This window comes from Cellvibrio sp. QJXJ (genome assembly GCF_024452345.1).
Lineage (GTDB): Bacteria > Pseudomonadota > Gammaproteobacteria > Pseudomonadales > Cellvibrionaceae > Cellvibrio.
Window position 1 is genome coordinate 2,715,199 of record NZ_CP101662.1, and the last position, 14,604, is coordinate 2,729,802.

The window sequence follows — 14,604 nt, forward strand, 5'->3', positions numbered from 1 at the left end:
ATGCCCAAACTGCGCCCTGAACAACTGTCCGCCGCACTGGGCAAACAACTGGGCGCTATTTATTTGGTGTCCGGCGACGAACCGCTGCTAATTCAGGAATGCTGTGATCAAATCCGCGCCGCCGCGCGCAAAAATGGTTTTAGCGAGCGCGAGCTGTACCACATAGATACCAGCTTTGATTGGGGGCAATTACTCGCCGCCGCAAACAGCCTGTCACTCTTTGCCGAGAAAAAAATTATTGAAGTACGCATGCCCTCCGGCAAGCCAGGCGATAAAGGCGGCAAGGTTTTACAAGAGTATGCCCAGTCACCCGCCCCTGATAATTTGCTCTTAATCGTCACCGAAAAACTCGATGGCGCCACGCAAAAAAGCAAATGGTTCAAGGCCATTGAAGATGCAGGACAACACATTCAAGTCTGGCCAGTAACACCCGCTCAGTTGCCGCGCTGGATTGGTGTGCGCCTGCAGCAATCCGGTTTACATGCCGATGGCGACGCCATCGATTTGCTCGCCTCGCGTATTGAAGGCAACTTGCTCGCCGCCGCACAGGAAATTGAAAAATTAAAGCTGCTCGCGACCGATAATCGCATCAGTTATGAACTGATGGCCTCCGTAGTCGCTGATAGCGCGCGCTACGATGTTTTTGGCCTTACCGACAAAGCCCTGCACGGCGATGCCCGCGCTGCCGTGCGCACCCTGCAAGGTTTAAAAACCGAAGGCACCGAACCCATCAATGTACTCTGGGCAGTGACCCGCGAAATTCGCGCATTGATTCAAATCTCGCAAGCGGTTGCCCAAGGTAAACATTTTGAGTGGGCCGCCAAACAGGCGGGGGTATGGGATAAACGCCAGCCACTTATTCAAGCTGCACTGCGCCGCCTAAAGCCTGCACAATTACAGCAATTGCTGCGCAAAGCCAATGGCATCGATAAGGCTGTCAAAGGCATGCGCAATGCCGAGCCATGGGATGAATTATTGGATTTAATTTTAAATATCGCCGGGGTGCAAAGTTTGAATATGCACAATGAGCGACTAAGCTTGAAAAGTTAAATACTACTGGCATTGCGAATGCAAACATCAATGACACGATTCGCAAAAACAGTATCAAAAAGTATTAATAATAAAATGCGCCGCAAGCGCGATTTTCAAAAAACACACAGCCTGCGTTACCTATGCCTTATCGCCCAGATGGCGATGATGGTTATTTTTAACTTTACTGCAGGAATTTTTGCCATGTATTTGTACTCCCGCTCTATTATTCGCGCAGCTTCGATTATTGCCTTAAGCGCCCTCTGCCACATGAGCTATGCGCAGACTGCACAAGTCTCCGCTGGCACGACGCCCACTAAACGCACCACTGAATACTCATGGATGTCCGTTGCCACCTGGGATCGTATGCACGCCGAAGATGTATTGGTCGCCGAACACGATCAGGTAGATGTTTTGTTTGTAGGTGATTCAATTACCGCCGGATGGGATTGGCAAATTTGGGAGAAAAATTTCAAGCCGCTTAACGCAGCCAATTTTGGTATTGGTGGCGACGGCACCGCCAATTTACTGTGGCGCCTGCAGCACGGCACTATAGGTAAGTTACAACCCAAATTAATTGTGCTATTAATTGGCGTAAATAATTTCGGCCTCTATAACGAAACACCAGAGCAAGCCGCCGCCGGTGTCACTGGAGTTGTCAAGCAACTCCAATTAGCCTGGCCCCACAGCAAAATCTTATTAAACGCCGTACTGCCCTTTGAAGAAAAAGCCGACTCACCCAAGCGCGCCATGGTAACAAAACTTAATTCTATTATTGCCAAGCTCGGCGATGACAAACATATTTTCTTTAAAAATTATGGCGCAGCGTTACTGCAAAAAGATGGCAGTATTTCACCTGAAATCATGGCAGATTTTCTGCACCCAACACCCAAGGGTTATCAAATCTGGGCCGACGCCATGTTGCCGGACATCAAACAACTGCTGCAATAAATTTGTAGTGCCTACTTAAAATAGTACCTATTAAGAAAGTGCCTGCCCAAGAGCAGGCACTAGTTCACTTCCACAAACACCAGAGCATTAGCCTCACACAGGTAACAATATGAAATATGCTTATTTTATATTTTGTTCGCTGGCTGCACTTGCACTCAACGGCTGCACCCCAGTAACACCACAGGAACCCACCGTAATTAGTATGCAAGCTACTCAAGCACCGCTCAGCATTATGGGGCGCACCCACAGCACTGGCGATTACGCCTATGAATTTGGTTTTCCTGGCGTGAGTTTTCGCACCGAGGTAATAGGCAAGACACTCACCGCCGAACTACAAAGTTCCGGTGGCAATTCCTGGATTGATGTTATTGTTGATGATAATCACATCACGCAAGTGAAACTGGAACAACAATTACAAACGATTGAATTATTTAATTTTGCCGGCTCAGGACGACACTCAGTAGAAATTATTCATCGCTCGGAAAACTGGCACGGTAGCGTGACACTAAAAAAACTCACCTTAACCGAGGGGAAATTTTTACCCGCACCCGCACTGCCACAACGAAAACTATTAGTTATGGGCGACTCAGTGACCTGCGGCGAAGCAATTGATCGCGTAAAGGGCGAAGAGAAAAACACACGCTGGTGGAATGCGCGCGAATCCTACGGCATGCTCACTGCGAAAGCACTCAATGCGCAGGTGCAATTAGTGTGTTGGGGCGGGCGCGGCTTGGTGCGCAGCTGGAACGGAAAAACCGATGATAAAAATCTGGCCGAATTTTATGAGTTTACTGTTGGCGATCATAACCCCGCACTGAAATGGGATCACCGGAGCTATCAACCGGATTTAATTTTAATTGCGATAGGAACTAACGATTTCAGCCCGGGCATTCCCGCACGCGAAGACTACGTAACAGCCTATGTGCAATTGATTAATAAACTTTTGCACAATCACCCGCAAGCGCACATTGCCCTGACTGATGGCGCAATCTTAAACGGCGAAAAAAAGGCGGCACTGATTGATTATTTACGCGAGACCATTTCACGGGTCAACAATACTCGCGTGCATCAACTGATTTCCAATCACTACCCGGGTGATACACAGGATGCACACCCCACCAAAGATCAACACGCTGCAATGGCGAAAGACTTAACACCGCAACTTAAAGCCCTAATGCATTGGTAAAAAATTTTACAATAAAAAAGGGGCGCGAATTTCGCGCCCCTTTTTTGTGTAACCCTGCGTGCAAACCAATGGTGGTGAGAACTATTTACCGGGCCCAAAAGGTTTTAACAGCAGGATTAATTTTGGCAACAGTGTGAGCGAGCCAATCACAGCCATCAACATCGCAAACGCCGTTAGCAATCCAAAATAAATTGACGGGATAAATTCCGACAACATCAAAATGGAAAAGCCCACAATAATTGTCACCGAGGTGTAATACATTGCACGTCCAATTGAAGCATGGGAGCGGTGTATAGCTTCGACGTAATTTTGGTCATGGGCAAACTCCACGCGGAAACGATAGAAATATTGAATCGCCTGATCCACACCCACACCCACCACTATCGCCGCAATAGTAGTAGTCATCATATCCAGAGGAATTCCCACTAACCCCATTGCCCCTAAAACAGTTCCCGCCGCAATCATATTGGGCAGTATTGCAATCAATGCGATTTTGAATGAGCGGAACAACACCATCATCATTAACATGATGGCAACAAATACCACTCCGATGGTGGAAATTTGTGAGGCAAACAAACTCTGCAGCATGTTGTTATAGAGCACCAACATGCCGGTGAAATTCACCTGCTCCGGCTTAAAGCCGGCGTCGGTGGTGGCGTACTCGCGAATACGCTCTACCAACTCCGCGCGCTTTAAATCCGGTGTAGTTTCAATCACGCGCAGAGTGATACGCGTCTGCTGGGCTTCATCCGCCAGATAGGGCTTGATCAGGAAACCTTTAATATCGTCCGACAACATATTGCGCAACACATTTAATTCAAAGTCATTAAGTTTGCCTTTGTTTATGTCGTGCGCCAGTTGGTACACAGTCGCAAGTGATTGCACCTTGCCCACTTCAGGTAGTGATTCCAAATAGTTGTGCAATTTTTTAATTTGATCCAAGCCCGCCACGCTGAACCAATAACTGGGAGGGGCGTTGGAGGTTGTACCGCTATCGGCAAAGGCATCTTCATCCCCCATCCCGGCAAACGGATCTTCCTCATCAAATACTTCCGCTGCAGCAGCATCACTTGGAATTTCCGCAAACGGATCTTCTTCATCAGCGGTTTCTGACTCAACAATATCAAGCGTGTTTTTCTCGGCGTCGAGAATAATATCCAGCGTCACAGTGCCACCCAGTTGACGATCGATCACACTCAAGCCCTGATGAATTTCGCTGTCGCTTTTGAAGTAATCGACGAAACGATTTTCCACTTCGAGTTTGCTGATGCCCCATATGCTCAAGAATACGGCGAGCATCGCTACCAGCAACACCTTGCCACCATGAAATTCCGCTAACTTGGAAAAACGCACCGTGAGCGCCGCCGAATTATCGCCGCGATCTTTAGGCTCACCTTTGGGGAGCATCATCAAACCGGCGGGCAGGACGACAAACACCAATATAAAACCCACCACCAAACCTATAGTCATCATCCAGCCAAAATCGATTACCGGGCGAATACCACTCATCACCAATGACATAAACGCGACTATGGTAGTGAGCGCGGAATAGAGGCATGGTATCGCCATGTCGCGCATGGTTTGCAGTACTAAATCCGCCTGCTCCAGATCTGGATCTATGGCATGTAATTCGCGGTAGCGCACCACCACATAAATGGTGAAGGCAAACACCATGATTAATAACAGTGCAACAAAGTTGGATGAAATTACCGTGAGCCGCCAGTCAATCCAACTGAGCCAGCCGAGCATGAGCGTGACCGACATCAAGCAGGTGGTGAGCGGCAGAATGACAAAGCGCCATTGGCGAAATAAAAATGCCAGCATAAACACAATAAACAGCAATAGTGCCGCACCAAATACCACCAGATCACTCTTAATGTAAGCGATCATATCGGAGGTAATCATGGTGACACCGCCAAGGAAAATTTGTGCGCGATCCTGATATTTCTCCACAATACCGCGCACAATTTCGACACGCGCCGCATCCTGTGCCGCGGTTGCGGTGCGATAGGCAAGAAATTCCGCCGCCACTTTTTCCAGCTCGTGAGCCTCTGCCGGGGTCAGCCCTGCCGTTTTCGCTTTCAGCCGCAACGCGTCGCGATGCCTTGCCATTTCAATGTACTGATTGTTTACTTTGAGATTGAGCAGAATCGCCGAGGTAGTGCCGTCGGGGCTGAGCAACATATCGCGATAGATAGGGCTGGTTAAAAATTCCTGTTTCACCATGGCGCGATCTACACCCGGTGTGAGCAAGGTACGGGTGGATTCCTTTTGCTCGGCCAGTGAGCGCATCGGACTGTAGAGTAGCGGTACGTCGATCATTGAGATAACACTCGCGACCCCATCAACATTGGCCAATTCGTCGCGCAATTGCTTGAGGGTGTCAATCGACTCGTCGGAAAAAATATCCGCCTTGGGGGTATAGGTCAGCACCAGAAAATCGCCGCTCTGGTAACGCTTGGATATTTCACGCAAATAATCGATAGAGGTGTCATTCTCCAGCGTGAGCGAGTCGGCCGACGCATCCAGTTTGAAATTGGTCAACCCAAAGGCGGCCACTATGGTCAGAATCACCAAACCGGTGAATACATGATAGGGGCGATTGATAACCACTGCGCGATACACCCGGTTGAGTGTCCAGTAAAAGCGTAACAATGTGTGCATGAAATAATCCGGTGGAGTTGAGTCCTTCAGAGGGTGTGGCCAATGCTGTAGCCACGGGCGGCGCCATTATGCCAGCCGCCCCTGGCTAAAACAGTAAAAAGGCCATCAAGCCGCTTTTGGTGGTGGAGGTTTATTACAAAAGTCAGTCATTTTTTATGGCCGTCGCTATGCCCCAGGGAGCGATCCGGACAGAGTAGATCGCGCACCCGTTGCTTTAGTTCCTTGGCCTCGGGAAATCCGCCATCGCGCACCCTGTCCCACACCAACTCATTGTTGAGCCAGACATGAAAAATCCCGCCAGTGCCCGGGTGTAATGCCACTTCGTCGAGCTCGCCGTCAAAGGTACTGAGTAGTTCCTGCGCAAGCCAGGCGGAGCGCAACATCCAACGACACATGTTGCAGTAGTGGATTACTACCCGATTAGTCGCCGCAGGAATCGATGGCGCAGGCGCAGATGGCACAGCGATGTCGGTCATAAGTTTGCCCTTTAGGTATTGAGTTAATAGAATTCGATGGTAATGTCATTCAGATCAGTAAAACGGCGCCCGAATAAACAATACCTTCACACTTACCCATCAAAAAGATGAATAAGGCGACAAAACGGAACCTTCGATGCTCAAACTCCATTTCAAGGACAATCGCCAGCCCCCGATATGGGTCGTCGAGAAATTATTTTCCATCGGCAGCGCGAGCGACAACCATCTAGCCATAGATGACCCCGAGGTGGCCAAACACCACGCCAAGATTCTGCAGGAAAACAACAAACACATCCTCAAAGATAACAACAGCCAAAGCGGCTGCTTTGTAAACGGTCAGCGCATTACACAACGCGAAATTTTACCCGGCGATATTATCAAACTTGGCCACTGCGAGATTATTGTGCTCGACCCCCGCAGCCTTGCCGATCGCCCCAAAGATGCCTATGCACTGCCCTGGCGCCTGGTATCCGATAGCAGCTGGCTGGCTGGCAAACAATTTATCCTGCTGCCCGAGCGCAGCATGGTGATTGGGCGCGGCAACCAATGCGATATCGTTATCCCCGGCACCCACCTCTCCCGTCGCCACACCGAGATCAGCATTGAAGGCAATCACCTGCGCATCAAGGATCTCGGCTCCGCCAACGGCACCTTCCTCAATGAATTGCGCATCGACAACGCCACCGCCAACAATGGCGACCGCCTGCGTCTGGATGTTTATACCTTTCGCATAGTGGCACCAGATCTGGATGACACCAAAACGCGCATGCGCAAACCTCTGGATGAGATCAGCAAACCGATTGAGCGCAAACTGCCCAGCAGCGAACCCAAGCGCTGGAAAACCCGCCCCACCTCACCCGGCAACCGCATTGAGCCTATTCGCCGCAAAGGCCAACGGCAGGCCTGGCTGGCACTCGCCGCCGCAGGCATAGTGGCGGCGGCTATCGTGGTGTTTTTGTTGTGGTAGAATCCGCGGCCGCTTAGGTAAAGTACCGGCCAGGCTTTTGATCCCGGCACCAGAACCACGTTTAGATTCACTAGTCTTTTATCAACACATAACCAACACGTCAGGAACCCGCCATGAGTTTTGAACTTGTCCCTGCAGGCAAAAGCTTGCCCGATGACTTTAACGTAGTTATCGAAATCCCCATGAATTCCGGCATTAAGTACGAGATCGACAAAGACAGCAACTCGCTGTTTGTTGACCGCTTGGTTAGCACCGCCATGTACTACCCCTGTAACTACGGCTACATTCCTCACACCCTGTGTGGCGATGGCGACGCCGCTGACGTACTCGTAGTATTCCCACAACCGGTACAAGCAGGCTCCGTGATTCGCTGCCGCCCACTGGGTGTACTAAAGATGACCGACGAAGCCGGTGAAGACGCAAAAATCGTTGCCGTACCCCACGACAAACTCACCACGCTGTACAGCAATGTCAAAACCTTGCAAGACCTGCCTGAAATTACCCTGAAGCAAATCGAACACTTCTTTGAACACTACAAAGATCTGGAAAAAGGCAAGTGGGTAAAAGTGGCTGGCTGGGGCGATGTAGAAGAAGCGCGCGCCGAGATTTTAAAAGCCGCAGAAACCTATAAAGCAGGCAAATAAGGACACGCCTTTATGTCATGCCTGTGAACACAAGCATCCATAGAAAGTACCTATAAAAAATCTTCCCAAGAAGAATGCAACACCCAAGTAGTATCAACCGCTTGATCAGGTGAGAGAGATCGCCAGGGCCGCTCTAACCAGCGGCCCCGGTTTCAAAAGCAGTTAAAAAACCAATATGGCATAACTACTGCCATCGCACGGAAGCGCATCAGAATAAAAGCCAATCAACCATCATAAGAAGATTCTGAGCAGCACAACAATCACGAGGTTTTGAGACTATGCAACAATCCACCCACAGGCTATCGCTCCGCGAGAAAATTGGTTACTCGATGGGCGATGCAGCGGCGAACTTTGTTTGGCGCAGCGGTTTTTTTATCCCGGTGTTTTACACCGACACTTTCGGCCTTGCCGCCGCACACGCCACGATTTTGATTCTGCTGGTGCGTTTATCGGACGGTATTACCGATATCATGATGGGCTCCATCGCCGATCGCACCAATACCAAACAAGGTAAATTTCGCCCGTGGATTTTATGGTCCACACCTTTCCTTGCGCTGTTTCTCGCACTGATTTTTACCACCCCCGATTTCAGTTATACCGGCAAAGTGATTTACGCCTTTGTCATTTATTTCTGCTTAACACTCGCCTACACCGCCAATAATGTGCCCTACGGTGCACTCATGGGGGTAATGACCGATAGCGTAAAAGAACGGGCCAGCCTCTCCAGCTTCCGTTTCATTGGCGCCTTCGCAGGCGGTTTGCTCGTAATGAGCACCCTGCCCTTTTTGGTGGAACGCCTGGGCGACGGCAGCGAAGCACAGGGCTACCAGCGCACCATGCTGATTTTCGCCGCACTGCTGATTGTGTTCCTACTTATTACCTACAAAACCACCAAAGAACGTATTAAACCGCCCGTGCAGTTAAACAAACCCTTCTGGGAAGAAATGAAGGATTTATTTTGTAACCTGCCGGTGATTTTAATTCCGGTCTTCGGCATCAGCGTCTTTATTATCAGCCTCGCGATGGAAAACTGGACTGCAGTGCATAAAACGATTGCTGCCATAGTCATGCTTGGCAGCTTTGCTTACACCATGCAGCTGCGTAAAACCTTGATTAATCGACCCAGCGAAACCCTCACCAACACCCAAAAAGATATGGCGGATCTGCTCACCAACAAGCCGTGGCTCATCCTCCTCGCGGTGGGCATTATGTTTGGCTTGTTCACCGTAGTGCGCCCCAGTGCGGCCAGCTATTACTTCAAATACTTCCTCAATCGCCCGGATCTAATTGGCTACTATTTTGCCATCACTCTGGTGGCCTCCCTGGCAGCAGCGGTGGCCACGGGTTGGCTCTCCCGTCATTTTAATAAACGCACCCTGATGATTGCCGCCTTTACCCTGGGCGCGCTATTTAACGGCGCGATTTATTTTATTAACCCACAACAAATTACCGCGATGATGATTTTGGCCACCATCGGCGAATTTTTTGCGGGCATGATGCCAGTATTATTTTTCAGCATGCTGGGCGACACAGTGGATTATTCCGAATGGAAAAATGGCCGTCGCGCCACCGGCCTGATCTATTCCGCCGGCACCTTTATCAACAAAACCGGCCATGGGTTTGCAGGCGCCATGGTGCTGATTGTGCTCACACTCTACGGCTATCAAGCAACAAACCCGGAGGCTATTACCGGCTCTATCCAAGGCATGATTTTATTAATGAGCGCCATTCCTGCCGCCATCGGTGTGCTCGGCACCATTTTTGTACTCTGGTATCCGCTGGATGATAAAACCATGAAAGGTATCGAAAGTGATCTTATTACCCGCCGCGAGGCCAATGCCGGGTAAAACTAGCGCGAGATGAACTTGCTGCAAGGCAAAAAAACTTGCCTAAGAAAAGCCCCGCTCTAATCAGCGGGGCTTTTTTTGGAGAAGATTTTTATTCCACCGGATTTCGATTAGACAAAGAGAGCAGTTAATGCGGAGCGTGTTGATCAAACCCGGCGGAGTAACGGGCAATCCATTCCAACGCAGCCTCTTCGCTCGTTAAGTTGCGCCCCTTAAGCGCCAAACGCTGACGGTAATCCTCAATCTGGCAGACCTGCTCAACCATGCGCGTGCGAAAAAATTCATCGTCGCTGGTAAACCTGACACCCACTTCATAACTGTCGGGCGCCTGCTCACGCCGCCACACAATCACACCACTGCCATGGTAATCGGGGTTGGTTATTGGAATATCAAACTCTACTCGCGTACCCACTTTCACGGGCTTATCGGTAATAAAACACAGCCCGCCGGCGCTGAGATTGCGCACCCGCACGCGGGCATCATCATCGCCACCGGCGCAAACTTGAATGGGAATGGAGGTAGGGTGCCGAATAAATGTGCGCATAGAAACTCACCACTTTTGAACAGGAGTTCTTAAAGTGTAATGCAGCAACTCCAGGCGTTAGGACGAGATTTTCATCAAAACCCCAGTGCTTTAGAACTAAAAAACTGTGCTAGGAATGACGCAAAAAAGCGGATGCTCGCTGATAAACAAAACGACGCCACAGCCATTCCAGTGGCCCGCTATAAAAGTAACGCAACCACAACACCGCAAATACACACTGCAATATCCACACGCTGAATATCACCAGCAGCAGTTGCGACAGCGCTAACTGGCCGTACCATCCAAGGCCATAACCGTAAAAAATGCTGGTGAAAATGAGCGTCTGCATAATGTAAATAGTCAGCGCCATGCGCCCCACCGCCATCAACACCGCACGACAAACAGGCCACACCAAGGTTCGGGCCCAACGGGCAATCAACAGCGCATAGGCTATAGCCAATACACCGCTGGCAAACATTTGTAACTCCATGCCCAGCGTCAAGGCATACTGGGAGGTAAAACCACTGGCGCGATTAAGCAACAGCGTCAATAACATTAGCAGCGCGCCCAACAACAAAGTTACCACCAGCAAACGCGATGAATTAGCAGGCGCTTGCGCCGAGAAATAACCGCGCCGCGCAAGCACCACTCCCACCAACATCATCGAACAGGGAAACCAACCGCCAAATACTGCGATGAGCTGCATACTCAAGGCATCAGCAAATCGACGCGACGCTTGCTGCCACCAACCCTGTTGGTAATGCGCCACCTCTTCCGCAAGCGCCGTCTCATCAAACATGTAACTCAACTCTTGCCAAACATCGGCAGGCAACCAAAACATGCCACCATAAAGCAACGCCTGAATCGCAAACAGAATGAGCGCGGTGAACATTAATTTTCTGTCACCCCAGTATCGCCAACGCCACACCACAAAGCTAAATAGCGCGTAAGTCACCAACACGTCACCATCCCAAAACAAATAACCGTGTGCAGCGCCGAAGACCAGCAGCGAAATGCTTCGACGCCACTGCAAATTATTGAGTTCAGAATCGGTGAGTGCCTGCTTATCGGCAGCAAAAAGCCAGAGGCTGGCACCAAAGGCCAGACTCAACAGGGCGATAAATTTTGTATCGGCAAAAAAATAAATAAGATACCAACACCACTGCTCCAGGTTGCTGTAGTGCGGCATTAGCGACGCATCAAGGCGTACCACCTCCGGCAGCGCGAAGGAATAAATATTAACGAGCAAGATACCCAGTACCGCAATACCGCGCAGCAAATCCAGTGTGGGCGCCCGCACTTGCGCAGGCCCAGCGATGGGCTTATCAGGTAGCGGCGCCGCGACAACAGCAGATTCATGAATAGACACTACAACATCCTCCTGTTATTCCCGCCATCCGGGCGGATTCCATGAGCAGCACGAATCAGTTGCTGCTTTCACTCGCATCAATTGCCGTGCCGCGCAATTTAGACTGCAGGCCTTTTAAAAAATTACGCAGTACTTGGGACTGGCACTCACGATAATTGTTGTGGCCGGGCTTGCGGAAAAACGCACTTAATTCATGCTTGCTCAAAGGAAAGCCGGCAACCTCCAGGGTTTCCAGGATTTGCTCGTCTTTATAATCCAGTGCGATTTTTAGTTTGCGGAAAATAATATTGTTATTTAATTTTTTTTCTGGCTCAGGTTGTGCACCCTCGCGCTGGCCACGCTTTTTGTTAATCAAGCCATTTAAAAAAATCGCCAGATGCACATCGTGCAGCGCTTTAAATTCCGGTTTGTCGTCGCTCTTTAACCAATCACTCACCAGCTCGCGCGATGCATTGAATCCACCAGAGGCAAATAACGCCATCATTTGGGAATCACTGAAATCAAAAATAAAACGCAGGCGACGGAGAATATCGTTGTTGGTCATGGCATTAACCTGAAAGTTGAACGCACAAAACGACACAAAAAACAAAACATAATAAAAAGCCCGAAGCTCTTGCGAACTTCGGGCTCTTAAATATGGTGCCCAGACCCGGAATCGAACCAGGGACACGAGGATTTTCAATCCGTATCGCTGTGCGCAGAGTGCGACACAGTAATGCACTTTTTTAAGTTTTTCAATAGGTTACATAAAAACAATATGCACTATAAAGCCCTTTGTTACACATGCAGGTAGGCAGAATGTAGTCGCTACGACTTACCCAAAATATGATTGAGTATCATTTTCTAAGAGGATCGTATTCAACAAACTAAAATCAAATTGCCTTACAGGGTTTTGTTCCCGAAGCCCATTTAGCATCTCCTGAAGGGTTCGCCCCTTAGGATCTTTAGAAATCATAGTGTTGATAGATTTAATTTTGCTTGGAAAAGGAGCGTTGTAATAATATTTATCTAATGCCTCTTTTATCTCTGCCAATGGGCCAGACGGTGCAATATCCCAGCACACAACCAGTAAATTGATTGCATTACTTAGTTGTTTAGCTGTTCTATCCCAAGGCCTAGCAGCACCGCCACCGCCACCGCCACCGCCACCGCCACCGCCACCGCCACCGTGGTTAGGATTTTCTGCGAGTAGAGGATTGAACAGGGGCAGAGGCCTACTATTAATCAATTCAAGAAAATGTTGTGCCGCATACGAGCCACAAAAGAAAGAGCCACTATCATTCCCAACTTTACTTTCATAAGAAAAACAATAGTAGCTATCCGTTAAAGTAACATTTGTACAACTAAGTTTTTCCTGCCCACTAAGAAGCTGGACATGTGCAACCGGCTTTAAATTGTATTCTTGAACAATTCTTACTCGACTATCTTCACCTCTGCATTGCATATTTTCACTCGACGCCTTATTTAATTAAAATCCCCTCATGAGGGTGATGCTATCTATTTCTGGTATAAGTGAGCCACCCTTATTTATCCTCAACTTCGTCATCAAAAAGCTCAGAATCTGGCTTTATAGTGTTTGCAGGTGAGCCAATAGTCTTAACATCTCTAAGCGCCTTGTTTTGCTCATCTGTTCTATTACCAAACAACCGCTTTGCAGCCTCTTGAGCCTGCTTTTTAGATGCCTCTTTATTGATTCCATCATTCTTACTCATAATTCACGCACCAAATAATGGGGGTTACCTTTACGACCTGGCTGATGAATAAAGCCACCATACTGCAAATATGAACGAAGCACCTTATCGTTAATCGGATCAATAATTCTGAATTGTTTAGCGCCGATCCGCTTTGCATAAGTCTCATATGCCAATAGGGTAATAGGCACCATTTCCGAAGAGAAAGGGCAATTGCCCGGAGCCTTCTCTACAAAATCTAAACGCATAAAAGTGCCATTGTAACTTGGCCGACCAAGAGCCAAAGAACAAAGTTTATTCCCTACCCATATAGCAAGATCAAATGCTTTAGGGTGCCTATATGTATACCGACTTGCAAAATGCCAATCCCAGTTAACCAATCGGGATGGCTCTTGATCCCAGAGTTTGGATGCCATTAGAGCTGCACTATCAACCCCATCTAAGCGGGTAGCACGTTTTAAATATGCAGGAAGCTCTTGATGAGCAATTGCACGCGACTCTTTCCGAAGAGTATCGAATTTTGAAACAGTAATTTTGTGCGATGGTTGCATACAACATGTTCCTTTGATTTAAACGACAATTAAATATTTCCAGTTTGAACGTAGACCCAATCAGCAAGTACATCGTTGGGCGCTTTACAGTCGTAGGTATCAGGGAAGGAGGCCTGAACATAAAGCCGCTTATCCAGCGCCAAAGTTAATGATTGAAGCACGATATTGGCAGAGTTCGGATTGCTTGCAGCGGCAACTTTCCTACGCAGCCCTGAATCGCTGACATAGTAAATATCACCATTTTGCTTAACTTGAAGCCCTTTTATTTTTTCAAGATCGCACTTCACAGCGGCATTAGCGGCACTAACACACACCAAAAACGAAAACAAAATCACAAATTTAAGCATATGCATTCCATCCTAGGTAAATGAAAAATAACCCACCGAGCCTAACAAAAAAAATAGCTATAAAGCCAGAGCAATTAAACTCACTCGACTCCGAATCAAGAGGGGGGTGTCCCCTCCATCATCTTCCCCTCACTCGCTTTCAACCATAGCCGCCTTCCGGCCAGAATCAAGAGACTACAGGACTGCGCTTAGTTTCCTCTTGATTCTGGCCGGAAGGCGGCTTTTCATGGTTACGCGAGCGAGGCGAAGATGACGGAGGGGGTAGCAGTTACGCATAAATGCCAAGGGGCAGTTTCGCAAGCGAAACTAATAAATGCAGTGTTTTTCGCATGCGAAAAAATGAATTGTAGTATGTATGT

Annotated in this window: 15 protein-coding genes and 1 tRNA gene; 6 read left to right on the forward strand and 10 right to left on the reverse strand. The window is 48.7% G+C overall.

Going from position 1 to position 14,604, the window contains the following annotated elements; all coding sequences use genetic code 11:
• The 3 genes from holA to axe2C all read left to right on the forward strand — a co-directional run bounded on the left by holA (position 1) and on the right by axe2C (position 3,166).
• Positions 1-1,050, forward strand: coding sequence for a DNA polymerase III subunit delta (gene holA, locus NNX04_RS11870; RefSeq protein WP_261945879.1), 1,050 nt, complete (start codon positions 1-3; stop codon positions 1,048-1,050).
• A gap of 30 nt (positions 1,051-1,080) precedes the next feature.
• Entirely contained in the window at positions 1,081-1,980 is a 900-nt protein-coding gene (locus NNX04_RS11875; protein WP_261945880.1) for a GDSL-type esterase/lipase family protein, read from the forward strand.
• 109 nt (positions 1,981-2,089) lie between these two features.
• Positions 2,090-3,166: a bifunctional acetylxylan esterase/glucomannan deacetylase AxeC2 gene (gene axe2C, locus NNX04_RS11880; protein WP_261945881.1), complete on the forward strand. Its 1,077-nt coding sequence runs from the start codon at positions 2,090-2,092 to the stop codon at positions 3,164-3,166.
• An 81-nt stretch (positions 3,167-3,247) separates the two neighbouring features.
• Here the strand turns inward: axe2C and NNX04_RS11885 are convergent, their stop codons facing one another.
• Entirely contained in the window at positions 3,248-5,830 is a 2,583-nt protein-coding gene (locus NNX04_RS11885) for an efflux RND transporter permease subunit (RefSeq protein ID WP_007640030.1), read from the reverse strand.
• A 146-nt stretch (positions 5,831-5,976) separates the two neighbouring features.
• On the reverse strand, positions 5,977-6,306 hold the full coding sequence (locus NNX04_RS11890; RefSeq protein ID WP_050976944.1) for a SelT/SelW/SelH family protein: 330 nt from the start codon (positions 6,304-6,306) through the stop codon (positions 5,977-5,979).
• Positions 6,307-6,442: 136 nt separating this feature from the next.
• On the opposite strand from NNX04_RS11890, the gene NNX04_RS11895 reads away from it, so the two are divergent.
• The 3 genes from NNX04_RS11895 to NNX04_RS11905 all read left to right on the forward strand — a co-directional run bounded on the left by NNX04_RS11895 (position 6,443) and on the right by NNX04_RS11905 (position 9,764).
• Positions 6,443-7,273: an FHA domain-containing protein gene (locus NNX04_RS11895; RefSeq protein WP_261945882.1), complete on the forward strand. Its 831-nt coding sequence runs from the start codon at positions 6,443-6,445 to the stop codon at positions 7,271-7,273.
• 113 nt (positions 7,274-7,386) lie between these two features.
• Positions 7,387-7,917 (forward strand): inorganic diphosphatase, encoded by a 531-nt coding sequence (ppa, locus tag NNX04_RS11900; protein ID WP_007640025.1) that lies wholly within the window; start codon positions 7,387-7,389, stop codon positions 7,915-7,917.
• 278 nt (positions 7,918-8,195) lie between these two features.
• Positions 8,196-9,764, forward strand: coding sequence for an MFS transporter (locus tag NNX04_RS11905; RefSeq protein ID WP_007640022.1), 1,569 nt, complete (start codon positions 8,196-8,198; stop codon positions 9,762-9,764).
• 127 nt (positions 9,765-9,891) lie between these two features.
• Here the strand turns inward: NNX04_RS11905 and NNX04_RS11910 are convergent, their stop codons facing one another.
• The 8 genes from NNX04_RS11910 to NNX04_RS11945 form a co-directional block, all read right to left on the reverse strand.
• Positions 9,892-10,308 (reverse strand): PilZ domain-containing protein, encoded by a 417-nt coding sequence (locus tag NNX04_RS11910; RefSeq protein WP_007640020.1) that lies wholly within the window; start codon positions 10,306-10,308, stop codon positions 9,892-9,894.
• 109 nt (positions 10,309-10,417) lie between these two features.
• Positions 10,418-11,656, reverse strand: coding sequence for a DUF418 domain-containing protein (locus tag NNX04_RS11915; protein WP_261945883.1), 1,239 nt, complete (start codon positions 11,654-11,656; stop codon positions 10,418-10,420).
• Positions 11,657-11,711: 55 nt separating this feature from the next.
• Complete coding sequence (locus NNX04_RS11920) at positions 11,712-12,200, reverse strand: DUF1456 family protein (RefSeq protein ID WP_040391527.1); 489 nt, start codon at positions 12,198-12,200, stop codon at positions 11,712-11,714.
• Between the two features lie 93 nt (positions 12,201-12,293).
• Positions 12,294-12,367, reverse strand: a tRNA-Phe gene (locus NNX04_RS11925).
• Positions 12,368-12,470: 103 nt separating this feature from the next.
• Complete coding sequence (locus NNX04_RS11930; protein WP_261945884.1) at positions 12,471-13,100, reverse strand: hypothetical protein; 630 nt, start codon at positions 13,098-13,100, stop codon at positions 12,471-12,473.
• Between the two features lie 79 nt (positions 13,101-13,179).
• Complete coding sequence (locus NNX04_RS11935) at positions 13,180-13,368, reverse strand: hypothetical protein (RefSeq protein ID WP_261945885.1); 189 nt, start codon at positions 13,366-13,368, stop codon at positions 13,180-13,182.
• Positions 13,365-13,898 (reverse strand): hypothetical protein, encoded by a 534-nt coding sequence (locus NNX04_RS11940; RefSeq protein ID WP_261945886.1) that lies wholly within the window; start codon positions 13,896-13,898, stop codon positions 13,365-13,367. Before NNX04_RS11940 ends, NNX04_RS11935 begins: the two co-directional genes overlap by 4 nt.
• A 29-nt stretch (positions 13,899-13,927) precedes the next feature.
• Complete coding sequence (locus tag NNX04_RS11945) at positions 13,928-14,245, reverse strand: hypothetical protein (RefSeq protein ID WP_261945887.1); 318 nt, start codon at positions 14,243-14,245, stop codon at positions 13,928-13,930.
• Positions 14,246-14,604 lie beyond the last annotated feature (359 nt).